Genomic DNA, 24,033 nt, shown 5'->3' with positions numbered 1-24,033 from the left:
TCATCTCCTGGTTTAAATGAACTGAAGCCGTTTATCCTTACACATGCAATGCTTGCTTCTCATCCGATAACCCCAGCGATTTTGCCGTAGACAGGTTCACCTCACGCAACAGATCGAGATTGTCCGCGAGTGATATGCCATAAGACGGAATCATTTCTTTGATCTTTGGCTCCCATGCCTCCATGTTCTGAGGGAAGCAGCGCTGCAGAATCTCCAGCATGACTTGAACCGCCGTTGAAGCACCAGGAGATGCGCCTAGCAGTGCCGCAATGGAACCATCCGCCGCAGTCACAACCTCGGTCCCGAATTGCAACGTGCCTTTGCCACCCTGAACGGTGTCCTTGATCACCTGCACACGTTGACCTGCCAGCACCATATCCCAATCCTCACTCTTGGCACTTGGTACGAAATCACGCAGTTCCTTCATGCGTTGTTCCTTCGTTAACATGAGCTGTTGAATGAGATACTTAGTGAGTGAGAGTTCCTTCACGCCAGCCGCAAGCATCGTTAACAGGTTATGCAGTTTTACCGATGCGATGAGGTCTGCATTCGATCCGGTCTTCAGGAACTTCGGTGAGAAACCGGCAAATGGACCAAACAGCAGTGACTTCTGGTTGTCGATGTAACGTGTATCCAGATGCGGCACTGACATCGGAGGAGCACCTACTGAAGCTTTGCCGTATACTTTGGCATGATGCTGTTCTACCACCTCCGGATTCTGGCACACCATGAAGATACCACTTACCGGGAATCCCCCGATATGTTTACCTTCCGGAATACCAGTCTTCTGGAGCAAGTGTAGACTTCCGCCGCCCGCACCAATGAAGACGAACTTCGCCCGATGGCGTTCAACGACTCCACTCGTCAGATTTTTCACGGTCAGTTCCCATGATTTATCGCTCTTGCGTTTAATATTCTTCACGCTATGTTTATAGTGGACTTCCACCTTTTGTTCTTGCAGATGTGTGATCAGCATACGCGTTAAAGCACCAAAGTTAACGTCCGTACCGGAGTCAATCTTGGTCGCTGCAACCGGCTCACTGCTTGTACGGTCTTTCATCATCAGCGGCATCCACTTCGCCAGCTCCTCCCGGTTGTCCGAGAAATCCATGCCTGCGAACAGAGGGTGGCTCGATAACGTATCATATCGTCTTTTCAGAAACTGCACATTGCTCTCTCCGTGCACATAACTGAGGTGAGGAATCGGCATAATGAAGTCCCTCGGATTACGAATCAGACGACTATTCACCAGATAGGACCAAAATTGCTTGGAAACCTGGAATTGCTCATTCACCTTAATGGCTTTACTAATATCTACGGTTTTGTCTGGTCGTTCAACAGTATAGTTAAGTTCGCACAGCGCGGCATGCCCGGTTCCGGCATTGTTCCACTCGTTCGAGCTTTCTTCTCCTGCGGTGGCAAGCTTCTCAAAAACCTTAATATTCCAGTCTGGTGCCAATTCTTTCAGCAAAGTTCCCAAAGTTGCACTCATAATTCCGGCACCGATCAAGATTACATCTGTACTCGTTTGTCCCTGGCTCATGTTTACCGTCCTTATACCCTATATTTGCCAAAAGGATGTAAGCGTTATCGATTTGGCATTGGCTGCAAGCCCACTCTTCGAGGGTTCACGCCTTGTCTGAATGAATATAACCTTGAACTAGTGTATCAATAATATGGAGCAATTTAAATATGCAATTTCAAGATATTAGCTATTCCCTCAGTATACGCTAGTTTGTCACGGTTCGTTAGCCCGGTTATAGGCCTGAAAGATTTATTTGTTCAAAGCAAAGAAGGAACTCCGCGATGGTTGGCATAAGAACCCGTTCATCAGCCTATGATGATCTGTGTAAAAGGGTGCATAAAGAGCCGTATGCATGATAACCCTCGCATAACGGCTCTTATTATAGTAAGAAGTCAGTTCACATGCTCATACGCGCTGAGTCCTCAGAATATCGAAATTAGTTCCTTCGTATATGGGTGGCGTTCCTCAGCAAACAACGCATCCGCGCCAAAACGATCTACGATCTCCCCAGATTGCATCACGATAAGCCGCTGGCTCATCCGGTGAACCGCGGCCAGATCATGTGAGATGAACAGGTAGGACAGGCCAAGCGATGTGCGCAGATCGGTGAGCAATTGCAAAATCGCGCCCTGTGAAATGACGTCCAGACTGGCAGTCGGCTCATCCAGCACAACAACATCCGGCTCAATGCCGATGGCTCGTGCAATAGTAACACGCTGCCGCTGTCCCCCACTTAACTCATGTGGGTAGCGGTTCGCCAGTTCACCCGAAAGTTCTACTGCCTCTAGCAGCTGGCGGATGTAGGCTTCCTTCGATGTATAGGTGAAGTGTGCCAGCTTGGCATCCCGGCCTAGTTGCTCATAAGGGTCGATCAAGGATGCTCCAATGGTAAGTTTCGGATTCAGTGCAGCTGAAGGATTCTGGAAAACAATCTGAATCTTGCGACGGTGTGGTCGCAAACGGCGTCCATCCAGCCGGGCAATGTCCTGCCCGCCGAGCTGGATTGAGCCATGATCCGCATCCTCAATGCGTAGCAGACAGCGGGCCAGTGTGCTTTTGCCACAGCCACTCTCTCCGACAAGACCCAGGCATTCGCCATGATTCAGCGTGAAAGAAATATCGTTGATGGCGGGATGTTCCGCACCAGCATAGGTGCGGGTGAGCTTTTCCACATGTAACACAACTTGGCGATCTGATGGGCTTAATCGCTCACCCCTGTCATTTACTGTGCTTCTCACTCCGCACCCACCTCCTTCAAACCAGACTTCAACTCGCTGCTCAGTATAGGAGCGGCTTCTATTAATTGGCGTGTATATTCATGCTGGGGATGATCCAGAATCCGGTGTTTACCACCCGATTCCACGATCTGCCCTTCTTTCATAACAGCCAGACGATTCGCATATCGGCGCACATGCCGCCAATCATGCGTAATAAACAGGATTGCACAGCCCGTCTCGGCTTGTTTACGTGCGAGCAGTTCCATTACGCGATGCGCGGACATGCTATCCAGCGCTGTCGTTGCTTCATCGGCAATGAGCAGACGTGGGGAGAGCATCAGCGATGTAGCAATCGATGCTCGCTGTAGTTGACCGCCGCTCAGCTGAAACGGATAGCGGCGAAGCAGCTCGGGGCTGAGTCCGACAGATTCCAGCGCTTCTGCGGCACGCTTTTTACGGATCGCAGCAGACCTCTCTCCGTGTACCTTCTGATATTCATCAAAGTGTCCGCCAATACTGCGAAAAGGGGTGAACGCTCCCTGGTAATCCTGAAAAATATAGGAGATATCGCGTCCACGTAGTGCACGCATCTCCTTCGGTTTCCGTTCGAGCAGGTCGCTGCCTTCGAACAGGATACGTCCAGATGCACGCAGGTTGGACGGCAGTAGCTGCCCGATGGCCTGCGAGAGCAGGCTTTTGCCACTGCCGCTCTGTCCGACCAGCGCCATGAATTCCCCTTCGCGGACGGCAAGGGACACGCTGTCCACAATCGTCCGCTCTTGGCTGAAGATGCTCAGCTCCTGGGTGGAGAGAATCATGACTGCACCTCCTTTTTCACATCGAACCGGTCTCTCAGGTAGTCACCCAGCATATTCGCCAGCAGCACAACCGATACAATAGCGAGACCCGGGAAGATCATTAGCTCAGGTCTGGATTGGAAGTATGGACGTGAGTCATTCAGCATCGCTCCCCATTCAGGTGTCGGCGGCTGTGCGCCAAGTCCGATGTAGGACAGGGATGAGATCAGCAGGATGATTTTACCGAGATCCAGACTCGCCAGTACCAGCACATGACCCGCAATATGCGGCAGCAGATGTTTGGTCATGATTCGTGCATCAGACAGACCGTTCGTGCGAGCTACACGGATGTAATCCTTTTGCGACTCAGACAGGACTGTGCTTCGAACTAAACGTGCATAACTCACCCATTTCACGATGACAATGGCCAGCACCAGATTGCCAATGCCCGCACCAAGCAGACCACTCAGCACAATCGCCACGATGGTGTCCGGAAAAGCCAGAAACGCATCCGCAATACGCATGAACAGCTTGTCGATCCAGCCGCGTTTGTACCCTGCGATCAGGCCAAAAGGAATGCCGATGAGCAGTGCTGCGCCGAGCGCAAGCAGGCTGTAACCCAAGGTCTGACCACCGCCAAGCAGCAGGCGTGTCAGCACATCACGGCCTAGATGGTCGGTTCCGAGCGGATGAAGTGCACTCATTCCTTGCAACCTGCTGCGCAGGTCGGTGAGGGTATGATCATGTTTCAGATATAGAAAGGTATAGAGGGAGGTCGCGATAACGAGTAGTGCAAACAGCATGCCGATGATGGCCTGCCAGCTGTGCTTTTTTATTTTAGTTGACGGCATGCGCAGGGGCATTGTTTTCATCGGTGGGCCTCCCTTTCCTTCAGTTTCATTTCGGGGTTCAGATAACGATATGAAAGATCAACTGCGGTATTCACCAGAAACACGACAACCGCCATGATCAGGATGTATCCTTGAATTAATGGATAATCGCGCTGGCGAATGGCATCAACCACCAGCTTGCCGATGCCCGGATAAGCAAACAGCACTTCAATCACCACAACGCCGCCAATCAGACTTCCCAGACTGACCCCAAATACGGTGATCACCGGAGGCAGACTGTGTCTGAAAGCATGTAGGAAGAAAATACGCCCCTCCGAAAGCCCTCTGGCCCGGGCAGAGCGCACAAATTCCTGACTCAAAGAGTCCAGTAGGCTAGAACGTAAAAGACGTACATAAACGCTGGAGATGGCTAGTCCCAGCGTCAGCGAAGGCAGAATAAGTGAGGTGAATCCATCTCGTCCCATCGTGGGCAGACTGCCAAATCGCACGCCGAAAAGGTCAATTAGGATCAGTCCCAGCCAGAAGCTGGGCACAGCTGCACCCAGGATCGACAAGATGCGGCTGCCCTGGTCGATCCACCTCCCCCGGTAGAGTGCCGACAGGGAGCCCAGCGGGATGGCCACGATCAGCATGACCAGCAGTGAACCGATCGTCAGCTCCGCTGTTGCCGGAAGTGCGCGCATCAGTGTCTGCATTACCGGCTGACCTGTTGAATAGGACACACCAAAGTCCATCCGTACAAAATCAAGCAGCCAGCGGCCAAATTGCACGGGAAGCGAGTCATTAAAGCCCATCTCCTCGCGCAGTGCTTCGACTTGCTCCTTGCTCACCGATAATTCCTCAACATTCAGGATGGTCAGCACCGGATCGCCGGGAGCAAGCCGGATGAACAGGAAGCTTACAAACATAATGAAGAGCAGGAATACAAATACCTCTAGAAACTTGCGAAGCAAAATGCGAAACATTACATCACATCCAGCTTGTTTGTAATCATGTAATATTCACTGCGCGTGGTGACCCAGTTCTTCACCTTCTTGCCGTTGTAGGCCACAATCGTTGCTGGATGCAGTACAAAGGAGTTCAGCACGTTATCATGTACATAATTCGCTGCTTTCTCTGCCAGCTCCGCGCGTTTCTGGGGTTCAACGGTAAGGTTCAGTTCGTCGATGATCTTGGTCAGTGCCGGGTCTTCCGATCCGCTGAAGTTCAGCGCACCCTTCGGATGATATGTCGCATTCAGATAGTAACCCGCATCCCCGCGTGGAGCGGTCAGATTACTGTATGTAGCGATGTCCCAGTCCCGGTTGGAAGCCATGTATTCTTCCGGTGCATCAATCTGACGAATCTGTACATCGATTCCGATCTTTTTCGCATCCGACTGGAATACCTGTGCAATCAGCGGCAGATCGGCGCGTGACGAATAGGTGAGCAGCGTCAGTTTCAATGGTTTACCGTCCTTGGCCATCACACCGTTTTGCTGGGTGTAGCCAGCTTCACCAAGATATTTTACAGCCACATCCGGGCCGGTTTCTGTTGTTGTATGTGTATATTTAGGCGCAAAAGGCAGTGATGGCAGAAACGGGCCAATGGCAGGCTCACCGTAGCCAAGCAGGATCGTATCGACAATGCCTTTCCGGTCAATCAGCGCATCGAGCGCTCGGCGGACATTCACATCCTTCATGCTCTCCCGCTGCATATTCATCGTTAACTGATGCACGCGGAACGTAGATGTGGACTCAACTTTTAGCCCGTCGATGGCTTTGAGAGATTCCAGACTTTCCACTTCCGGGCGGTAGACAACATCTACTTGACCGGACTTCAGTGCAAGCGAACGTGCGTTGGCATCTTCATTGAACGAAAATGTTACGGAATCCAGCGGCGAAGCACCGTCCCAATATGCATCGTAGCGGCTCAGCTCCAGCTTGCTGCCTGCCGTAAAAGAAGTCAGTTTGAACGGGCCTGTACCGACAGGCTTGTTCACAATATCAGGCTCACTGACATCAATGATCGCCGTGTTCGGGTTAACCAGCTCGGATGCGAATTCCGGGAACGGCTCAGTCGTTGTGATCTCCAGTTTGTTCCCCTCGGCTTTGATCGTATCCACCTTCAATGTATTTTGGATGGCTACGTTCTCTTTCAGCGACCGCTCCAGGGATGCCTTAACCGCTTCGCCTGTCATCGGTTTGCCGTTCTGGAAGGTCACATTGTCTCGCAAGTTAATCGTCCAGTGCTGACCATCTTTACTCTCCCAGCTCTCGGCGAGCCACGGTGCAACGGTCAGATTGTCCTCATCCAGACGCAAGAGCGTTTCCGTAATGCCCGCACGCAGCGGCACATAACTTGAATCCATATGTGGATCAAGTGAGCTGGTGGAGAAGTTATATAGGAAGTGAACGTTCTTATTCCCTTGAGTATTGGTATCGCCTTGCGCTGCCGGACTAGATGTGGATGCTCCACAAGCGGTGAGTAACACTGCCGCACTCAGGGCCAAGGAGATTAGCGCCAGCAAAGGCTTCTTTTTCGTAAACAAGGTCATGCCCCTCTCTCATTCTTTTTCATATGGTTTTTAATCGTAATCATTATCATCTAAACAATGAGTATTATCTTATCGTAATGATTACGTTTTGACAAGATATTTTTGGTTGATTGGACGCAAAAAAATCCGTCTCTCGATTGAGAGCGGATTGGGTATGTTTTTTTGTTTCATATGCTGTTCTACAAGCCTGTTTCGTAGTCTTCAAGTAGATGACCAGTAGCCTTCGGCATTTCAATGGCTATGTATTCCGTACTCGAAAATTTATAAATATGAGAATAAGAGAACTGTCAATTATATATTAAGGTATTACATATCGACTATAAATATCTCTTAACAAACATTTTCTAAAAGTTGTGAAATTATTCTGATCATTCACTATATGTTATATATCTTTTTCATCCAAAAAGGAGGCGGTGAAATGACTAAATTAGCTCTCGATAAATATCATTTAGATAATAACTCCGATTCTCATACTGAAGTTCCAAAAGGGATTTCATTTATAGGGGCTCCAACCTTCTGGAGTAAAGGAATAACAGGTAAGGGTATTGTAGTAGCAGTACTAGATAGTGGTTGTCAATCAGATCATCCTGATTTGAAAGATCGAATTATCGGAGGATATAATTTCACCTCAGATTATAAAGGAGATAGTTCAATTTTTGAGGATAATTTACAGCACGGTACTCATGTAGCTGGAATTATTGCGGGTTCTTACAATGGTAAGGGAATTGTAGGTGTTGCTCCTGAAGCAAAATTGCTGATTCTAAAAGTGATCTCAGGTGATGGCTCAGGAACATACAATGACGTTATCAGAGCAATTTTCCATGCAATTTACTGGCGTGGGACAAATCAAGAACGGGTGAGAATAATCACCATGTCCTTTGGCGGAGCTGAACCAGATCCTATGCTGCATTTAGCCATACGAGTAGCGGTTAAAAATGATATTTTAATAGTAAACTCATCAGGAAATTATGGTGATGGGAATCTGGATACTGATGAGATACTCTATCCTGCTTATTATCCAGAAGTCATTGCTGTCGGAGCGGTAGATTATGAAAAAATAGTAGCTGCATTCAGTAATACAAATGATGAAGTAGACTTATATGCTCCAGGCACACAAATTTATTCAACTGTTCCCAATGGAATGTATGCTCAGTTAACAGGAACCTCTATGGCTGCACCACATGTCGCCGGCGCAGCAGCCTTGATCTTACAGAAGTTAGGAAAGAACTTATCTGTGGACAGACTCTATAGAGAGCTTAAAAAACAAACTATTATTACAGAACAAAACATTAGAGTGCTTTCACTAGACCATAATAAACTCGGCAAATTTTCAGATTATGCAAACAAAATAACATTGTGATTGGTATTAGCATCCGTCAACAATTAACATGGGGGTATAGCCAAGTGGTAAGGCAATGGTCTGCAAAACCTTGAGCCCCGGTTCAAATCCGGGTATCCCCTTATTATTAAGTTGAGGGTGTAGATGGAAACTCAAAAGAGAGTTTTAGAATCCCTTAGAAGGGAGGAAACGAATGAGTGCTGAGGAGATAGTATCATTGATCGCTAATGTTGGCTTCCCTGTTTCACTATGTTTTATACTGATCCGCTACATTTTGCAAACTTTGGGAGAAAAATTAGATCGGCTTGACAATTCTGTTAATAAACTGAATAGTACTATACAAGAATTTAATAACATTAAGTCTGATTCACAAAGTTAAGAAAGATAGCCCACTTAAAACTCCCAAATGAAGTAATTCACATATAAAGAAGAGGAGCTCACAAACTATGTGTGCTCCTCTTTATTTGGAAGTAAGCAAATTCTTTAAGTCTTTAATATTATACTCATCATTTTTTATTAACCAAGTTCCGTTTATTTCTTCTAAAGTTAATACTCCCTTTATATCAATTTTATCTACCTTATGAGCTTCCTTATATTCTAATTGTAGCCTCAACCTATAATCTAAGGTGATATTTTCACCATTATTTTTTTTCACCTTAAGCTTCAAATCTTTTGTAGAGAGTGATGCTTGCTCTTTTTTTGCAATTTGTAAAGGTAAAGCAATATTCTTACTATCATATTGTTTCAGATAGTATTCCTCTGATAAGTAAGATTCTGTAGACTGCATCTGTTTCTCTATACCTTCAGGACTAGAGGCATTAAGAAGGTCTATATTAAACTCTTTTGTTTTGTATCCTCTTGCCGTCTTAATTGCAGAGTTTTCTTCAGAAGTATTACAACCCGCTAAAACGATGAAAAATATGAATATAAAAGATAATACGAAACAACGGAAATACATTGTCATACTCCCCCCCCTAATATGTAGCGATTTATTATATCATAAATTGGTATTTGTGTATAATTTATTATTTTCAACACAGCAATATAACAAGGTTGTTATCAGTCTCACTTACAACACTTTATTAAGTGTACAAATTAAAATATATTACGGAGGTATACTATGGAAAAGACACTCAAGGATAAGATCGTAAAGCCACAAGCAGAAATCACATGTTTTAAAGAGCGGAGTTGTTGTCAACATAATGAAGGTTGCTCTGGAATATTTAAAATCCTCCCTCCCAACGGGAATATAGTTTTTCAACGTTGCGGATGTTAAAAGTTTAACTTTTGAGAGTTAAGAAGGGTGCAGTTTATACTGCACCCTTCTTGTTATACATTCGACTAGGTGTTAAACCCAGATATAGCCATAAATAAATGTTTTGCTGAACGAAAATAGAATTTACTGAAATTTATATATCGAATAACCGTTCAAATGCTTGAGTTAATCCTAGAGAGGAAAGTGAGGTGGAGATGATATTCGCTCCAATTGCACAATTTAAAATAGATTCCTGAGGTTATTAAAGCACCAAAGTTTAAGGAGAGCGATACAAAGTCATCGATTTGACAATTGCATCAAAAGAGGCGGTTAGATATTAAATTAGGTCGACATACATAACCTGAGTCTTTTATATTTACCTCGATGTTACTTTATTTAGCTGTTCTAATTTAGGCCTAGAAAGCTATTGATGTGAATTTGGTGCAATGAAAAAAGAACGCTGAGAAGTCTCAGCGTTCTTTTCGATTCAATCAAACTACTTCTTACAACTTTTGCTTCCTGCCCACATATAAACAGAGCGCCAACCCGGTGAATCAGTTGCAGTTCTTGAGCATTTCTCAAGCTCCGAATCGCAACCGCAATCATCAAAACCAAAGTTGGAATAGCAACGATCATGTGCTCGACAACAGTAATCAAGAGTATTAATTGGAGTTCCTCCACCACTTGATGATCCATCTCCACACCCTTTACCACAGTGCTTATAAATATGAGATTTATTATTATCATCACGGAAAACTAAACAACCAACTCCATCAAATATACTTTGTACTTTCATTTCTGAACCTTCCGGAATCAAGTTCATAAAAGAAAAAATATTATCACCCGCTGTACTCTCTGTCACTAAAATTTCGTTGTTAGCTTGGACCTCAATCTGCTTAAGATTATTACCTTCAACAAAGTATCCCGTCACCACCAGAGAACGTTTAGATGTGCCATTAATAACCCGTTCAAAGGAAAGCACCGTATTTCCGTTGTATTTTACAAACAAAATTTCTAATTGCACAGATGGCTGTTCTTCATATACTAATGTCATCTGATACGATACCTTCTCAACAGGGTATTCATTTAGAAGGTTTACTTTCGTCTGTTCATTGACTTTCCCAAACTGGGTAGTATTCAACAGATCATGAAACAGTGATTCCGTTCTTTCAGGAGTTTGTTGCAGGTTGTTAATGATTTTCATTTCTTATCACCTCATTTTTTTATTGACCAAACGCTTTTAACATTTGATTCAAAAACTAAAGTGTCACCAGAATTTCTAATCACAACCGTAAGAAAAAAAACAGAGTATGTGCTATAATCAGGTCTAAAGATTCCTGAAAATTGAAAGCAAGGAGTGGATTACAATGGGAAAGAAGTGGAATACCACTGACAAGATTATCATTTTTGGTGGATTATTACTTGCAGTCACTTTTGTAGCAGCAGGGATCCTTTTGTATTTTGGAATAAAAAGTAACTTTATAAGGTTAAACTAATTATTAATTCTTTCAATTTTTGAAAACGCATTCCCTCCATATGTTAGACGAAAAATCTTAATCAAGTTCGTCTGAAAACTTGATTCTTATCGAATTACCCCCTCAATGTAGACAGTGAAAAATGGAGGGGATTTTTTTATGCCATCAAAGAAGGTTAAACCTTTACTCGATACATTATGAAATGGAGAAAGACACCTGTCGTGTTTCAGTTGTAGAAGAACATAAATATCTGAGATAGCAGGAACTTAATATCTATAAAACTTAGTTCAGACTTGCACGAGGAGCGCAGCTAGATTTTGAAGCTACTGTCGTTTAGCTCTGTAAATACTGAAATCCTAAATGCAAATAACTACATGTGTGAGAAAAATAGTTTATACAACGAGTTGTGAAAGAGAGCGTACTCTTCACTTTATCATAGAAATAGTAAGGAGGATTTTAAATGGATAAGAGTTTAAGCCATTGGAGAAAGAGGCATCTTTTTTTCAGATTAGAATTATTGGCACTTAGCAATAAAATTGTTAATATGATTGATCCCATTGACTTGGAGTTCTACCAAGAGATCTGCGAGAATTATGCGCGCCATCTAAAGAGAATTGAAAGTGAATGTTATGACTCGCTAGGAGTAAATATTTGCATCTGTAATTTTACCCCAGAACAATGCGGGCATTATTTTACTAACATTTGTAAGGATAAATAAGAAAGGTTGCTCATTAATTGGATAACTAAAAAACCTTCCACAGTAGAAGGTTTTTTTTTTCAGTAAAAATCACTATAATAGGAACATAAGTTCTCATATTTCTTTTTTATGGTTGTTAATCCATTGAGTTGCACCACTTAAATATATATATATTCATTTAGGAGGAATTTTTATGAATAACTTAGATGATTTGATTAAAAAACAAAAAAAAAATCCAATTTTAAAAGACTTTATGGATAATGACAAGCATAAAAAATTGATTTTTGACTATATAAACTATCCAACTTCAAAAAATATGATAAAACTGGATGAATGTTTTCGCTCATTTTATTTTGAGATTCGTTTTACATCTTACATCCTATCTTTAATTCGCTTTGCTTCAATCGATTTCGATAGAAAGGAAAGAAAGAATAGTCAAAGATCTGTACTCGTGTTGGACAATCAAGAAAATTCGTATTTATTAGAAAAAAATACAGTCAAAAATGATGAGAAGGAGGTTAGCCTCGGAGAATTATTTTCTGATCCCATATTGTTTAAAGCTATACATCAGCTAACCAAGAAAGAAAAAGAGATTTTAGTTAAAGCTTACATTATGGAATTATCAGATACTCAAATCGCTCGAACAAATAATGTTTCTCAACAGTCTGTATCAAAACTGCGTACAAAAGCTTTAAAAAAAATTAAGAACTATATTGAACAAAGAAAGGATGAGTAAAAATAATGGATTGTTTGTTAAATTTACTAAAGCAAGCAAAGCAAAATGATACTCAAGCCATGGAAACGATCATTGTGAAATTTAATCCCAAACTTCAAAAAAGTTTAAACTCATCTACAAAATCGAAATGATCTGCAACAAGAAATTAAAATGAAGATTATCGAAGCTGTATATAGATATGACATCGAAAAAGTCCCTGGCTTTATAGAATTTGTAAACGAGAGCAGAGATTCTTATAATGTTTGAATGTTTTTTAAGCAGTTAACCTGAGAATTAATGATAATTGAATTCATTGAAGTACTATTTACAAGTAAAATTTCTACTTTAAGGGCAAAGCAAAAGTCCCCAGTTCATTGAATTACATAACCCAACTGCTATAGCTCAGAGCAGATTTTTTGTGCAATATTTATCTATTTATGGGCTTTTGCAACAGATATGGCTATATAATTATTAGGGATTATAACAAATGCAACTTAACACTTTGAAATTTTCTAGGTCATTTTAAGTAAAGTAGTTGTATTTTAAGATTTACTCGACACTTTAACATATATTCCGCCATGACTTATCTCTTCTTTAATAATTATTTCAATAGGAGGATTAAAAAAATGAAAAAATTGATTGTTTATACTACGCCAAACTGTATCTACTGTACCCGGATGAAAATATGGTTAAAGGAAAAAGAAATTGAATTTAGTGAGGTAAGTTATACCGAAATTGTGGATACAGGCCTTCGAGATTCTATTCAAGGCTTCCCCTTTACAGTTGTGATCGATGAGAATGGGTATGAACAGTCAGTAATCGGTTTCAATACCGACATATTGCAAAAATTAATATAATATATTCAAGTGAGGGATTGATTTTATCATGAACTCACTTTTTTTATACTCTCATCAAAGTAACAAACAGTCATACATCAAATTACCTACATTTCTCGGCATTCGTACTACTTAATTCTCTTGTGGGATATCGAACCATCTTATTGTATCCCTTTTACAACCTTCTCACGTTCAGCAGGAGACGCAGTGCTTGTTATTCTCAAGCGTAATAAACTATCATAGACAACTTGATAAAAGTATAGCACCGACAGATAGTTTATCTGAAGGATCTTTCTGCAGTCTGACTGTTAGCCAGCTTAAAATTAACTCCAGTTGCCGAGAGAATCCTGATATCTATAAGTTGTAGCCAATATTTAGACTAACTCTTTCCGTGTAAAACTCACTGATACATCCTCAGGCTGTAAAATACAAGAAAAATTTAGCATTCATTAATGTATAGTGATTATCCTTGGATGTCATACGGGTCTCTAGCGAAAATAACTGTAATGCCTTTTGGCTTAAAACATGAATTAGTTCCTCTCTATACTTCTCAATCACGGGATCATTCATATGAAGAATCGCTCTTTCGCATTATCTTGATAACTTCTTGGTGCATATATAGTTCTGCTGATATATTTCACGTTGAGGATTCTGGCTCTAAATCAGATAACTTCGCATTCATTCTTGCAACATTCTCACTTTTCAGTAGTTTAGCGTTGAGTTCAGAGATGAAATCCAGAAACAGATGTGTATTACGTATGATTTCTTTGACAAACGACTCCAAATTTATAGAAACCCCACTCCATGTTGAGTACTTGAATTCCTCAAGCGGTTCAGTAATAAATAAGTCCAAATAACTTCACGATCCGTATCTTCCACTAAGCTAACTAGCAGTTCTTCTCCATGTGCTTTAAACTCCAACCATAGATTAGCACTATCAGGAATTCGATAAGCGACGTACGGATTCACACCTATCATCTGAGCCACCGTCAGTAAGTCAGCAAACCATCTGATGAGTCTCTCATTACCGAATGGGCAATCATCAAAAAACATGCCATACGTACTTCCGTTGAAATCCAATTCAATCATTCCATCTATATCTTGTTTGGCCTGATCAAACTGCTCTGCAGACATTTGCTCTAACGAGTCCAAATCATCTATGGCTTTAAACGAAATCGCGAACATATTTTGAGCACACTCCGGTTCCACTCAATCATATTCAATATATGCTTTGCATCCGTTTGTTTTGGCCTTTTCAAGAAAAGCCGTTATCTGATGTGCTACTCCTGGAATGTCAGGAACGATGTTTTTTACTTGTTCTAGTTGCTCACCACTGGCTTTATTAAGATCAAAAGACTCGAATAAACGAATAGCCGCATCAATGTTTTGTATTTCCCAAGGACTCTCATCGTACCACCCTTCATGAGCACAGTATTCATGTAATATATATTCATCAGAAGGGGCGTACTGAGTCATAAGATCAAGTAGCGTCTCAAAATACCCATTCCACATTTTAAGAATATGCTTTTCAATAGGACTCTCAAAGAAAAACGAAATTTCCGGTTGTCCCTCATATACAACATAATAGGTGTGATTAATTCTCTCTTTCATTTAAACTAATCCTTCCTTGATCTATCCCATCATCTTAGGATCTTTATAACACCAGTCTGAGTCGTAGGACATGGAGTTTAGTTTCTTAATATCTTCCCATGTGTAGACCCAGTCGTAATCTGCTACCCAAAAGTAGTCCGATTGGTTAAGCTTCAAATATTCATAAACAAATTGAAAAATAACCTCTTCTGCACCAAATACCTCTTCTATTGTACCTACCCGAATGAGATCCTGTTTAGGGTCTAAATTCAGATCTTCGTAATCATGAAATAAAACACTTTTATTTTCTTTTGCCTTTACATATAGAATAAATTGGTGGTTATTCTCAACACTATTGTACGAATGACTTAGAACATTCATGGTTGTTGAAGAAAACCTCCCATTTTTACTATGTTTATGATTATCAAAAATCAGTCTATGATCTGATTGAAACACAGCAATAATAGTGTCAGATAAAAACTTTTCTGGTGAATACTTTTCACGCTCCGTTAGAAAAAAAGCTGTTGTTCCCATGCTATTTCATTGCCTCCTTTAATTTATCCAGCGAATTAACAACCGTAACTCCATAGGACTCAATATCTTTTAACATGACTTCATGTTCATTCCTTAATTTTTGGATCGGCTTATCAATATATAAAATGACTTTTTTGTTCTCGGGATTGAAAAAGTCAGGATGGTCACGCTGAGTCATTTTCAAAAATTGTTCAGAATCTACGGCTTTGACAGATGCTTTAACTTCGATTATTGCATCTTTTGTAACAACATCTAAATCTCCTGCAGGCTGGTTATCCTTTTTCATTATTTTTAAACCAAACCCAACAACGTCAGTTTCTTCTCTGACAAAATTGGCAACCTTGGCTTCCGTTGCTTTACCAACATTCGAGCTACCGAGGAAGTTATCAACATCACGATTAATATTCTTTGGATGATGATCTACCCATGTTAGTTCAGTCCCAGCCAAGTTTTTGTATGTTGTTTTATTTTTTTCTTTAACTAAAGTTTCAGTTTTTGCGATTTTTGTTGTATCCCCTTGAGCCTTACCTCTATTCTTTTTCACATCCTCCAAATTCTTCTTCATCTTCGCCACCGCCGGATGAGATGAAGGCAAGCGAAACGGGCCTTTGCGTCCCGGCATACTTCCGCGAACCATCTGAAAAGCCATTAAAATCTGACTGAACTTCAGAGAAGTCACCATCATCTGTGCATATCGATCATTCACTGGCTCGCCTGTGAAAGGATGAATTCGATTTTCATAGGCTTCAATCTGCAAGGCATTAAGATCTACCCCCAGATCTTCTGCATGGCCTGCTTGCATCCGATTGATATCTACATGCCCTTGATCCTTCTGATACGCCTGCAAAGAAGCTTGATCTGGAACACCATTCTCGTTCACTGGCATCCACATCAGCCTACCGTACATATTCACTTGCGCCATCCGGTAGCCTTTATCCTCCGAACCCGCACCACTCCCCGAGCTCTTCATCATCGCTGCCGCACCCACAGCACCAATAACACCACCCAGACTGCCCTTCTCGGCATCTGCCTGCTCAAACCTCGTAGCAATATCCTTTAACTCTTTCGAAGTATACAACATGCTCTCCAGTGCTTTCTGTAATACAGGACGTGACCGTGCAAAATCACCATAAAAACGCTCCTGCGTCACACCCAGCCATACAGCCTGAAGAAACATGATCTGCCTTGAAAGGTTATCCTGGATATGCTCCAACTGTTGTCTCGCCTGATCCACCTGATTGGATACGTGATGTAATTGTTCAGGGGTCACTTTGATTGTACTCATACGCTTTCTCCGCTCATTTGAAATAGGATTATCCTATGTTAGCAGAAGTATAATATGTAAAACCATCCGGCTAACATCCTGAATTTACCTATACCCCGACATCTGACACACCACTCATCGGTGCTATAGTCCTATATGCATATACCCACATCCAAGCACATCCTACCATTTTCAGTAAACCCAATAACGCCCCCTACTTTATCCCCGCCAAAAACACCCGATACCGCTCAATCTGCTCCTCCGTCGCTATTTCTCGCAACGACTCCAATACCACTGTACACTTGATAATATGCCTCTCCATCCCCAGCCTGTCCGCTATACACATCGCCTTCAAAATAAATTCCACTGCCTCCTGCGGCCTTCCCATCCACTGTTCATATAAAGCCCTTTGGTAACAATAGTGGTACATATCATCGTTGTTTAACGAATCTATCCCCACTCCCGACCCATCAACCTTCTCCTCAAGCATCTGTATGATAAAATCAATCCGCCACCCCTGCCGCACCGCGGCCTCTGTGATCACCTTCAACCCTGACAAACGTTCCTCCGGACTCTCCAGCAACAGGTTCACATAGCCTTCCAGCAGTTCGACCTGTCCTATTTCAATCTCAAGTGCATAGCGATTTATTTCAGCTTTACGTTTGAACTCCTGCACAACTTGCAGCTCTGCCTCATCCAATCCTTCCATACACCCCAATGCTGCATACTGCCGGATACAAGCTCGCGCCTGATCGATCTGCCCCAGCTTCTGAAAAGCCATCCCTCGCATCATATGACTCCATCCTATGTAATAAACCAATAGACGTTCAGTACGTAAATGAAGTTTAGACCCACCTTCCTCCTGACACTCCACCCGTTCTTCATATATACACTGCGCGCACTGGTACAACACGTCCGCTGTCTCCAGCACCTTGTTCCAATTTTCAAATGCCACAGCCATATCGAGCATATCAACAATAATGTCCGGTTTGAGTGATTTCAGGATTGATGATCGCAAAGGGAGGCCTCCTTTTATTAGCTCATTTGAAATTATTGTATAGATAAACAAAAAGAAGATCAATATAAATTGTACTAATAAGTACTATTATAACTGAATTTATTTCACACCCGTTAGTCTGTCATGACTTTATATCCTCTTCTAACCTTAAGTGGAGGTGATCAAATGAGTTTACCAGAAGCTGTTGGTAATCGGATTCGTGAATTAAGGAAGGTCAAGGGCTGGACTCAGGAACAACTGGCTGAAGCCGCGGGTCTTCATTACAGTTATATTGGTGGAGTTGAACGAGGAGATCGCAACATTTCCTTGGAGACGCTCGAGAAGATCATAAATGGCTTTCAGGTTCCTGCCGAGCAACTTTTTAAATTCAAAGAAGACTCTTTGTACAGAAGAGCCTTAGACGAGCATATGACTTTAGTTAGCGGTCAACATGCGGAACAAATCGAATCTTTAACCAGAATTAACAAGGAAATTCTGATATCCATTGAAAATGCCAAAAAGCTTTCAGATGAACGTTAATTTGAACATGTATATCATACATATTCTTTCCAAGAGTGGAGCCTTTTTCTCCACTCTTTTTCCACATTACCCGTCTCACACCACGCCCCGCGCCAACACCCCATACTCCACCCGGTTCCGGCCCTTTTGCTTCGCCTGATATAGCGCCTTGTCCACTGCATCAAATAGCTGAATTAAATAGCGTTCACCATCCTCCGGCACGGCTTCGTCCTCATATGCAAAATCATCAATCGATAGAATACCAACGCTAATTGTAATCGCTATTTCCCCCAACCCATAATTCAATGCAATCCGGTTGGACTCCACGGCCTGTCTTACACGCTCCGCCATATCCAGCGCTAGATCATGCTCCGTATGCGGCAGGTAAATCATGAATTCCTCTCCGCCATAGCGAGTCAGAATATCGGTACTGCGCACAGATTGCCGAAGGGCCTCTGCCGTGCGCACCAGAACTTCGTCCCCAACCACATGACCATAGTGGTCATTAATGGCTTTGAAGTGGTCGATATCAAGCAGCATGAGGGAGAACGGCATTTTATATTGCAGGTTTGTGAGTACTTCATGATTCAGATGTTGCGTCAGGTAACGACGGTTATAACATTGCGTCAGACTATCCGTCAGCACCAGTTCTTCCAGTTTGCGATTGGCTTCGGACAACTCCTGCCGAATCAGATCTAGTGCCTCATTGCGCTCTTGTAGCGTCTTGTACTGCTGGTTCATCGTTTTAGCATAGAAGCGCTCCTGCGAGACATCCTGGAACGTCAGCAGGTGCCCTAGTGGTGCAAGCGCCGAGTCTACAATCGGAGAAGATTGCAGAATATAGTGGCAGAGCTGGCCGTCTTTCTCTACGATCACTTCGATCTGGCACAGCTCCATTTTTTTCAAACGATACTTGTTCAGAAACTTCCGGACATTTCCTTCGACAGACACCCCAGCGAGAAATGCCTCCATGTCCCAGACATCTCCTACCTGTTGTTCTATGAAAAAACGAGAGGCTTTGTTCACCTCCACAATCACTTCGTTCTCATCCAGCACCAGAATTCCATACGGGATCGTATTAATGACATCCTCATGGGCAATGGAGACCAGATTGAACACGTTGTACCTTTTGATCACATACACGAAGAACAGGTCGGACAGGAAAATTCCCAGCGAGGTCAGACCCGGAATAATTGGTAGCCAGCTGCTCAACAATACATTGAGGACCGCATCCAACGTTGCAAACATGGCCAGCACAAAAATTCCCCAAAGGGTGATTCTGACCTGCTTTTGAATCATGACGGGTGTCCTAGCGGAAAGTACCGCACGAAACATAATGACGAGGGACGTCACGAAGTAGCTCACCAAGATGAACATGACCACCCAAAACCACGGGCCATAGGCACGCTCGATATAACCGCCCTCCAGAGGCATGACAAAATCATGCCATGGATTCAAAACGACTCCAATCGCTCCGATCACAGCGGGTACAAACAGCAGCACCAGCCGCCTTTGGCTGAGTCGTTCGGCATAACCGGTAATAAAGAGCGTTAGCAGTAGCCATCCGCCCCCCAGCAGAGAGACGGCCACAAAGGACAGCAAGACATAGAACAATTGCAAGCCGGGATCATCCGTGAGCATACTCGCAAATTGACAGAAAGGCCACATCATCATCAAACCGTGAAACAAAAAATACACCTTATGTAAATTCGTAATTCTAACGGTAGCAAACACATACACGCCCACACCAAACAATAGCACGAATAACGAAAGATCATACCACACTAATGGGTTCACAAATCTTCTCCTTTTTGGATGTGACACTGTTCCATGGTTATCAGGGATAACTCTGATACGTTACCAAACGTTGAACTTTGATTTTTCTTCTGATCATTCTACAAACAACTATATGAGATACATCTGCTAGGCCTTGATTTTGTTCTGGTTAAATTACCCATATCGTACCATACCCCTGATACGCTGAGTAGCCCATTCACTGGAAGTCAGCCCAACCTCTGATTGAAACCGCAATCATTTTTTGTGCTTTTGTGAACGTTTTTGAAGGCTCCACGCCAAAAACGCCCAGCTTTCAACTGAGCGTTTTCCAGCCCGTAACGGGATACGTAATCTACTTTTGCTAAAAGAAAGCTTCAGCTTCATCACTTGTAGCTCTCCTACATCCGTGCTAATTCTATTTTTTTTAATCTATCCATGACTTGCTCATGATTCATCAACTCCACTTACTTCACATCTGCCAACGGCTCATTGTCCGAGAACAGATCCGGGTTTTCCTTCAACATCTCCGTAAGCACCTCGGTTGTTCTCTCAGCATCACAGACACTTGCGACGGCATCTCCAAAACTTCCTTTGTGCATCGCGCCTGCTTGAACCAGCACCTCATCCACCTTCCAGAAGTGCTCTGACCAAGATAATCCGCAATGTCTGCGTGAAGGTACGGAAATTTTAGTTCCATCTGGCAAAACAGTATACAGCATCTCATGTTCATCGGTCATTCTGCCCGGAATGTCCACCCACTCCTCGATCCCATGAATAAACGTGTTCCGTTTCAAATCCACCCCCACCAGCAGAATTGTCGCTTTACGATCCAGAAGCTTGCCCCATGCAGAACCTCGTGCACATGGCGTATCAAAGAGATGGTCGTCCTGTGTGAACGCCCGTGCGTCCTTACCTAATGCCGCTACAGAGTGTGTAGGATGCCAGGAACGGACAACATTAGGACGTTTGCGGAACAACTCCGGCAGAATGCCCACACAACAGGAAGACGTTTCCACGTGGAACAATGGATTGCTTTTGTTAATGGTAGACCATGTATGTGTAGGCAAAACGAGCAACCCATCCTTCATATACTCACTCAGCGCATCCAGCACGGTATCTGCCCCGCCCTCCACCTCGCCCATACTCTTCATGGAAGAATGCATCAACAAGGTGCCGTGACGATCTATGCCTAATTCCTCTAGCTGCGCGATAAGACTTTCGTATGTATGTGTCATCTTGGAATAACCTCCTTAGGAATCGATGTGATGTATCGAAAAATAAAACAAAGAGCCGAGATAGGTTCTCGGCCTCTGTAATTACACTTTTATACGGCAAGCAGATGCTCGCTTTAACGTTGAATACGCTTATGAATTTGATCTCTGATACTCTGATCATACTTCAGACATGAGCAGAGTACAACCGAGATTTATCCTTTGGAATTGGAATCAAGGCGTGGATTAAAGACCTTAGTGATGATTCTAAAACAATATATACCATCTATAATTCCACGTTTGTCAGTATGACTATTTAATAATCACGTACTCCAGGTTCACCAGCTTCGCATACGTTACGATCTGATCTGTCGTCAGGTTCAGGGATACCACGGTGTGGTGTCCGCCACCGTTCTCAATCCAAGCTTTAACGCCGTCTTGGAAGTTCGGTTTTACCGTCCATAGTACACGAGCGACTGGCAGATTTGGCGCCGGAACCGTTGGTTCGAAGGCAGATACTTCGTTGATCAGCAATTTGTAGTGTGTACCGAAGTCTGCCATGGATACGACGACACCTTCGCCAGCTTTGCCGTCAAAGACGAGACGAGCCGGGTCTTCACGATCGCCAATCCCCAGTGGAGACACGATGATTCTTGGTTTTGTGCTAGCAAGTGTCGGGTCAACTTCAAGCATGTGAGATTGAAGAATCGCTTCTTGGCCGGCTGCCATTTCATACGTGTAATCTTCCATGAAGCCTGTGTTTTCGTTATGAGCCATAATTTTGAGCAAACGATCCAGCGCAGCTGTTTTCCAATCTCCTTCACCTGCAAATCCGTAGCCTTGAGCCATCAGGCGTTGTACTGCCAGACCCGGAAGTTGCTTCATGCCGTGCAGGTCTTCGAAGTTCGTTGTGAAGGCCGTGTAACCGCCGTTATCCAGGAACTTTTTGATCGCAATTTCATAGCTTGCTTGCACACGAACACTAGCTTCCCACGCTTCTTTGCTGTTAGTGCCATAATCGAATTCATACAGATCCGCATATTGTGTGATCAATTCATCAATCTCTTGCTCAGTTACAGCGTTCACGTACTCAACAAGGTCGCCGATGCCGTAGTAGTCTACAGTCCAGCCAAACTGGATTTGAGCTTCGACTTTATCCCCTTCTGTTACCCCTACGTTACGCATGTTATCGCCGAAACGAGCAACTTTGATATTAAAGCTCTCGTTGTACGCCACCGCTACGTCCATCCAGTCTGCAACCTGCTGCTGCACTTCCGGACGCTCCCAGTAACCCACAACAATTTTATTTTGTTTTCTCAAACGAGCATTGATGAAGCCATATTCACGGTCACCGTGTGCCGCTTGGTTCAGGTTCATGAAGTCCATGTCGATGGTTGCCCATGGGATGCTCTCGTTGTATTGCGTTGCAAGGTGAAGCAATGGCTTTTGCAGCAATTTCGTACCGCGAATCCACATTTTTGCTGGAGAGAAGGTATGCATCCAAGTGATAACGCCTGCTACTTCATCGCGATAGTTCACTTCTTTCATAACGCTGGTGATTTTGTCTGCGGTTACAGCCAGATCTTGCAATACAAGCGGGTAAGGAAGTACGCCGCTAGCGTTCAGGGCATCCGTAATTTTCTGTGCGTTTGCTTTAACCTCACCAAGTGCTTCTTCACCGTACAAATGTTGTGAACCGACAACGAACCAAAACTCTTTTGCTGCTGTTGCTGACATGGAATCATCCTCATTTCATTAGATTATAGTTGGATAAGATGGGTTTACACCGGGTCACTCCGATTGCAGTACCATCTTTCGATCGCTGGTTATCCTCGGATTTCTTTCCATTCCCCTCTTTAAGGGGGAAATCCGATGATAAATGCGAGCGCTTCGCTTCTTCAGATTGGTTCTGCACTCTCCGTTAGTGGTGTAAAAGTTCTAATACAACCTTGGGTTAGACAGGGATTGCACCGGGTCACTGCGCAGACAGAATAATCTTTCGATCACTGTTATCCCCAGATTTCTTTGAACCCCTTATGTATAAGGGGAAATCCGGTGATAAAGGTGAACGCTCCGCTTCTACAGCTTTCTTCTGTCTGCTCCGTTAGTGGTGTAAAAAGGTTATCAAACTTTGGGTTGGGCAGGGTAGTTACACCGGGTCACTGCGAGTGTAGTACCCATCTTTCTCCGTTAGAATTAAGAATTACTTCTGTCCGTAGTACGCGTCTTTGCCGTGTTTACGCAGATAGTGTTTATCCAAGATGCCTTGCGGCAGTTCTTTGGCAAAGTTGTTCAGCTGGCGTGCGTACAGGTTCATTTTGCACACTTCCTCCAGCACAACGCTGTTCACCACAGCCGACTTGGCGTCTTTGCCCCACGTAAACGGTGCATGACCATGCAGGAGTACGGCCGGAATCGCCATGACATCCAATCCGCGCTGTTCGAACGTTTCAATGATTACGCGGCCCGTCTCCATTTCGTATCCGCGGTCAACTTCGTCCTGATTCAGGAAACGCGCACACGGTACAGCTCCGTAGAACGTATCCGCGTGAGTCGTACCCATAACAGGTACGTCCAGACCCGCTTGCGCCCAGATCGTTGCCCAGGTGGAATGTGTGTGCACAATGCCGCCGATTTCCTGGTAGTGTTTATATAAGACAGCATGAGTTGCGGTGTCCGAGGAAGGTCTCATCTCCCCTTCAACCACGTTACCGTCGAGATCGACGACAACTATGTCGCTGGCTTTCATTTTTTCATAATCGACTCCGCTTGGTTTGATAACGAACAGACCGCTCTCCCGATCAATTGCGCTCACATTGCCCCAAGTGAACTTCACCAGTCCGTGCTTGGGTAGCTCCAGATTGGCTTCAAATACCTCTTGTTTCAGTTGCTCCAACAT

General features: G+C 43.6%; 23 protein-coding genes and 1 tRNA gene. 7 read left to right on the top strand and 17 right to left on the bottom strand.

Going from position 1 to position 24,033, the window contains the following annotated elements; genetic code table 11:
- Positions 1-37: 37 nt before the first annotated feature.
- The 6 genes from ACUTVW_RS14450 to nikA form a co-directional block, all read right to left on the bottom strand.
- Positions 38-1,543, bottom strand: a complete 1,506-nt coding sequence (locus tag ACUTVW_RS14450) for a malate:quinone oxidoreductase (RefSeq protein WP_445646466.1) — start codon at positions 1,541-1,543, stop codon at positions 38-40.
- A 404-nt stretch (positions 1,544-1,947) separates the two neighbouring features.
- Positions 1,948-2,763: an ABC transporter ATP-binding protein gene (locus tag ACUTVW_RS14445; protein ID WP_445646465.1), complete on the bottom strand. Its 816-nt coding sequence runs from the start codon at positions 2,761-2,763 to the stop codon at positions 1,948-1,950.
- A complete protein-coding gene (locus tag ACUTVW_RS14440) occupies positions 2,760-3,560 on the bottom strand; it encodes an ABC transporter ATP-binding protein (protein WP_445646464.1) in 801 nt (266 codons plus the stop codon). Before ACUTVW_RS14440 ends, ACUTVW_RS14445 begins: the two co-directional genes overlap by 4 nt.
- Positions 3,557-4,411: a nickel transporter permease gene (nikC, locus tag ACUTVW_RS14435; protein WP_445646463.1), complete on the bottom strand. Its 855-nt coding sequence runs from the start codon at positions 4,409-4,411 to the stop codon at positions 3,557-3,559. Before nikC ends, ACUTVW_RS14440 begins: the two co-directional genes overlap by 4 nt.
- Positions 4,408-5,355, bottom strand: a complete 948-nt coding sequence (gene nikB / locus ACUTVW_RS14430; protein WP_445646462.1) for a nickel ABC transporter permease — start codon at positions 5,353-5,355, stop codon at positions 4,408-4,410. The genes nikC and nikB overlap by 4 nt, the downstream gene beginning before the upstream one ends.
- Positions 5,355-6,920: a nickel ABC transporter substrate-binding protein gene (gene nikA, locus ACUTVW_RS14425; protein WP_445646461.1), complete on the bottom strand. Its 1,566-nt coding sequence runs from the start codon at positions 6,918-6,920 to the stop codon at positions 5,355-5,357. The genes nikB and nikA overlap by 1 nt, the downstream gene beginning before the upstream one ends.
- Positions 6,921-7,344: 424 nt before the next feature.
- On the opposite strand from nikA, the gene ACUTVW_RS14420 reads away from it, so the two are divergent.
- Positions 7,345-8,286: a S8 family peptidase gene (locus ACUTVW_RS14420; RefSeq protein ID WP_445646460.1), complete on the top strand. Its 942-nt coding sequence runs from the start codon at positions 7,345-7,347 to the stop codon at positions 8,284-8,286.
- Between the two features lie 30 nt (positions 8,287-8,316).
- Positions 8,317-8,387 (top strand) — tRNA-Cys (locus tag ACUTVW_RS14415).
- Positions 8,388-8,725: 338 nt separating this feature from the next.
- On the opposite strand, the gene ACUTVW_RS14410 is transcribed toward ACUTVW_RS14415, so the two are convergent.
- Both ACUTVW_RS14410 and ACUTVW_RS14405 read right to left on the bottom strand, forming a co-directional pair.
- A complete protein-coding gene (locus ACUTVW_RS14410; protein WP_445646459.1) occupies positions 8,726-9,229 on the bottom strand; it encodes a hypothetical protein in 504 nt (167 codons plus the stop codon).
- Positions 9,230-10,016: 787 nt separating this feature from the next.
- Complete coding sequence (locus ACUTVW_RS14405; RefSeq protein WP_445646458.1) at positions 10,017-10,724, bottom strand: hypothetical protein; 708 nt, start codon at positions 10,722-10,724, stop codon at positions 10,017-10,019.
- 163 nt (positions 10,725-10,887) lie between these two features.
- Between ACUTVW_RS14405 and ACUTVW_RS14400 the strand changes: the two genes are divergently transcribed.
- The 3 genes from ACUTVW_RS14400 to ACUTVW_RS14390 all read left to right on the top strand — a co-directional run bounded on the left by ACUTVW_RS14400 (position 10,888) and on the right by ACUTVW_RS14390 (position 13,264).
- The gene (locus tag ACUTVW_RS14400) at positions 10,888-11,016 is read left to right on the top strand and encodes a hypothetical protein (protein WP_445646457.1); all 129 of its coding nucleotides are present in this window, start codon (positions 10,888-10,890) and stop codon (positions 11,014-11,016) included.
- Positions 11,017-11,885: 869 nt separating this feature from the next.
- Positions 11,886-12,428: a sigma-70 family RNA polymerase sigma factor gene (locus ACUTVW_RS14395; RefSeq protein WP_445646456.1), complete on the top strand. Its 543-nt coding sequence runs from the start codon at positions 11,886-11,888 to the stop codon at positions 12,426-12,428.
- A gap of 605 nt (positions 12,429-13,033) precedes the next feature.
- Positions 13,034-13,264, top strand: coding sequence for a glutaredoxin family protein (locus tag ACUTVW_RS14390; protein WP_445646455.1), 231 nt, complete (start codon positions 13,034-13,036; stop codon positions 13,262-13,264).
- Positions 13,265-14,029: 765 nt separating this feature from the next.
- Here ACUTVW_RS14390 and ACUTVW_RS14385 read toward each other — a convergent pair.
- The 5 genes from ACUTVW_RS14385 to ACUTVW_RS14365 all read right to left on the bottom strand — a co-directional run bounded on the left by ACUTVW_RS14385 (position 14,030) and on the right by ACUTVW_RS14365 (position 17,649).
- Positions 14,030-14,428: a hypothetical protein gene (locus ACUTVW_RS14385; RefSeq protein ID WP_445646454.1), complete on the bottom strand. Its 399-nt coding sequence runs from the start codon at positions 14,426-14,428 to the stop codon at positions 14,030-14,032.
- A gap of 24 nt (positions 14,429-14,452) precedes the next feature.
- Positions 14,453-14,854: a hypothetical protein gene (locus ACUTVW_RS14380; protein WP_445646453.1), complete on the bottom strand. Its 402-nt coding sequence runs from the start codon at positions 14,852-14,854 to the stop codon at positions 14,453-14,455.
- A gap of 21 nt (positions 14,855-14,875) precedes the next feature.
- Positions 14,876-15,367, bottom strand: a complete 492-nt coding sequence (locus ACUTVW_RS14375; protein ID WP_445646452.1) for a hypothetical protein — start codon at positions 15,365-15,367, stop codon at positions 14,876-14,878.
- Position 15,368: 1 nt separating this feature from the next.
- The gene (locus ACUTVW_RS14370; RefSeq protein ID WP_445646451.1) at positions 15,369-16,652 is read right to left on the bottom strand and encodes a WXG100 family type VII secretion target; all 1,284 of its coding nucleotides are present in this window, start codon (positions 16,650-16,652) and stop codon (positions 15,369-15,371) included.
- A gap of 193 nt (positions 16,653-16,845) precedes the next feature.
- Positions 16,846-17,649: a DNA-binding protein gene (locus ACUTVW_RS14365; RefSeq protein ID WP_445646450.1), complete on the bottom strand. Its 804-nt coding sequence runs from the start codon at positions 17,647-17,649 to the stop codon at positions 16,846-16,848.
- Positions 17,650-17,814: 165 nt separating this feature from the next.
- Between ACUTVW_RS14365 and ACUTVW_RS14360 the strand changes: the two genes are divergently transcribed.
- Positions 17,815-18,168: a helix-turn-helix domain-containing protein gene (locus ACUTVW_RS14360; RefSeq protein WP_445646449.1), complete on the top strand. Its 354-nt coding sequence runs from the start codon at positions 17,815-17,817 to the stop codon at positions 18,166-18,168.
- Positions 18,169-18,243: 75 nt separating this feature from the next.
- Here the strand turns inward: ACUTVW_RS14360 and ACUTVW_RS14355 are convergent, their stop codons facing one another.
- The 3 genes from ACUTVW_RS14355 to araA all read right to left on the bottom strand — a co-directional run bounded on the left by ACUTVW_RS14355 (position 18,244) and on the right by araA (position 22,871).
- Positions 18,244-19,944, bottom strand: coding sequence for a diguanylate cyclase (locus ACUTVW_RS14355; RefSeq protein WP_445646448.1), 1,701 nt, complete (start codon positions 19,942-19,944; stop codon positions 18,244-18,246).
- A gap of 443 nt (positions 19,945-20,387) precedes the next feature.
- A complete protein-coding gene (locus ACUTVW_RS14350; RefSeq protein WP_445646447.1) occupies positions 20,388-21,158 on the bottom strand; it encodes an AAC(3) family N-acetyltransferase in 771 nt (256 codons plus the stop codon).
- A 288-nt stretch (positions 21,159-21,446) separates the two neighbouring features.
- Positions 21,447-22,871 carry an L-arabinose isomerase gene (gene araA, locus ACUTVW_RS14345; RefSeq protein WP_445646446.1) on the bottom strand — a complete coding sequence of 475 codons (1,425 nt, stop codon included), beginning with the start codon at positions 22,869-22,871 and terminating at the stop codon, positions 21,447-21,449.
- Between the two features lie 135 nt (positions 22,872-23,006).
- Here araA and ACUTVW_RS14340 point away from each other — a divergent pair, with 135 nt between their 5' ends.
- Positions 23,007-23,129, top strand: a complete 123-nt coding sequence (locus ACUTVW_RS14340) for a hypothetical protein (protein WP_445646445.1) — start codon at positions 23,007-23,009, stop codon at positions 23,127-23,129.
- Positions 23,130-23,337: 208 nt separating this feature from the next.
- Here the strand turns inward: ACUTVW_RS14340 and ACUTVW_RS14335 are convergent, their stop codons facing one another.
- Positions 23,338-24,033, bottom strand: coding sequence for an L-ribulose-5-phosphate 4-epimerase (locus tag ACUTVW_RS14335; protein WP_445646444.1), 696 nt, complete (start codon positions 24,031-24,033; stop codon positions 23,338-23,340).

Source organism: Paenibacillus sp. TSA_86.1, from assembly GCF_052691815.1.
The sequence above is the reverse complement of the archived record's forward strand: the minus strand, read 5'-3'. Positions and strand labels throughout refer to the sequence as shown.

What these genes read in the sequence shown, in the direction of transcription:
- ACUTVW_RS14450 (WP_445646466.1), bottom strand. Translation starts at nt 1,543, where the DNA reads ATGAGCCAGGGACAAACGAGTACAGATGTAATCTTGATCGGTGCCGGA.
- ACUTVW_RS14440 (WP_445646464.1), bottom strand. Translation starts at nt 3,560, where the DNA reads ATGATTCTCTCCACCCAGGAGCTGAGCATCTTCAGCCAAGAGCGGACG.
- nikC (WP_445646463.1), bottom strand. Translation starts at nt 4,411, where the DNA reads ATGAAAACAATGCCCCTGCGCATGCCGTCAACTAAAATAAAAAAGCAC.
- nikB (WP_445646462.1), bottom strand. Translation starts at nt 5,355, where the DNA reads ATGTTTCGCATTTTGCTTCGCAAGTTTCTAGAGGTATTTGTATTCCTG.
- ACUTVW_RS14420 (WP_445646460.1), top strand. Translation starts at nt 7,345, where the DNA reads ATGACTAAATTAGCTCTCGATAAATATCATTTAGATAATAACTCCGAT.
- ACUTVW_RS14410 (WP_445646459.1), bottom strand. Translation starts at nt 9,229, where the DNA reads ATGACAATGTATTTCCGTTGTTTCGTATTATCTTTTATATTCATATTT.
- ACUTVW_RS14405 (WP_445646458.1), bottom strand. Translation starts at nt 10,724, where the DNA reads ATGAAAATCATTAACAACCTGCAACAAACTCCTGAAAGAACGGAATCA.
- ACUTVW_RS14400 (WP_445646457.1), top strand. Translation starts at nt 10,888, where the DNA reads ATGGGAAAGAAGTGGAATACCACTGACAAGATTATCATTTTTGGTGGA.
- ACUTVW_RS14395 (WP_445646456.1), top strand. Translation starts at nt 11,886, where the DNA reads ATGAATAACTTAGATGATTTGATTAAAAAACAAAAAAAAAATCCAATT.
- ACUTVW_RS14390 (WP_445646455.1), top strand. Translation starts at nt 13,034, where the DNA reads ATGAAAAAATTGATTGTTTATACTACGCCAAACTGTATCTACTGTACC.
- ACUTVW_RS14385 (WP_445646454.1), bottom strand. Translation starts at nt 14,428, where the DNA reads ATGTTCGCGATTTCGTTTAAAGCCATAGATGATTTGGACTCGTTAGAG.
- ACUTVW_RS14380 (WP_445646453.1), bottom strand. Translation starts at nt 14,854, where the DNA reads ATGAAAGAGAGAATTAATCACACCTATTATGTTGTATATGAGGGACAA.
- ACUTVW_RS14375 (WP_445646452.1), bottom strand. Translation starts at nt 15,367, where the DNA reads ATGGGAACAACAGCTTTTTTTCTAACGGAGCGTGAAAAGTATTCACCA.
- ACUTVW_RS14370 (WP_445646451.1), bottom strand. Translation starts at nt 16,652, where the DNA reads ATGAGTACAATCAAAGTGACCCCTGAACAATTACATCACGTATCCAAT.
- ACUTVW_RS14360 (WP_445646449.1), top strand. Translation starts at nt 17,815, where the DNA reads ATGAGTTTACCAGAAGCTGTTGGTAATCGGATTCGTGAATTAAGGAAG.
- ACUTVW_RS14350 (WP_445646447.1), bottom strand. Translation starts at nt 21,158, where the DNA reads ATGACACATACATACGAAAGTCTTATCGCGCAGCTAGAGGAATTAGGC.
- araA (WP_445646446.1), bottom strand. Translation starts at nt 22,871, where the DNA reads ATGTCAGCAACAGCAGCAAAAGAGTTTTGGTTCGTTGTCGGTTCACAA.
- ACUTVW_RS14340 (WP_445646445.1), top strand. Translation starts at nt 23,007, where the DNA reads ATGATAAATGCGAGCGCTTCGCTTCTTCAGATTGGTTCTGCACTCTCC.
- ACUTVW_RS14335 (WP_445646444.1), bottom strand. Translation starts at nt 24,033, where the DNA reads ATGTTGGAGCAACTGAAACAAGAGGTATTTGAAGCCAATCTGGAGCTA.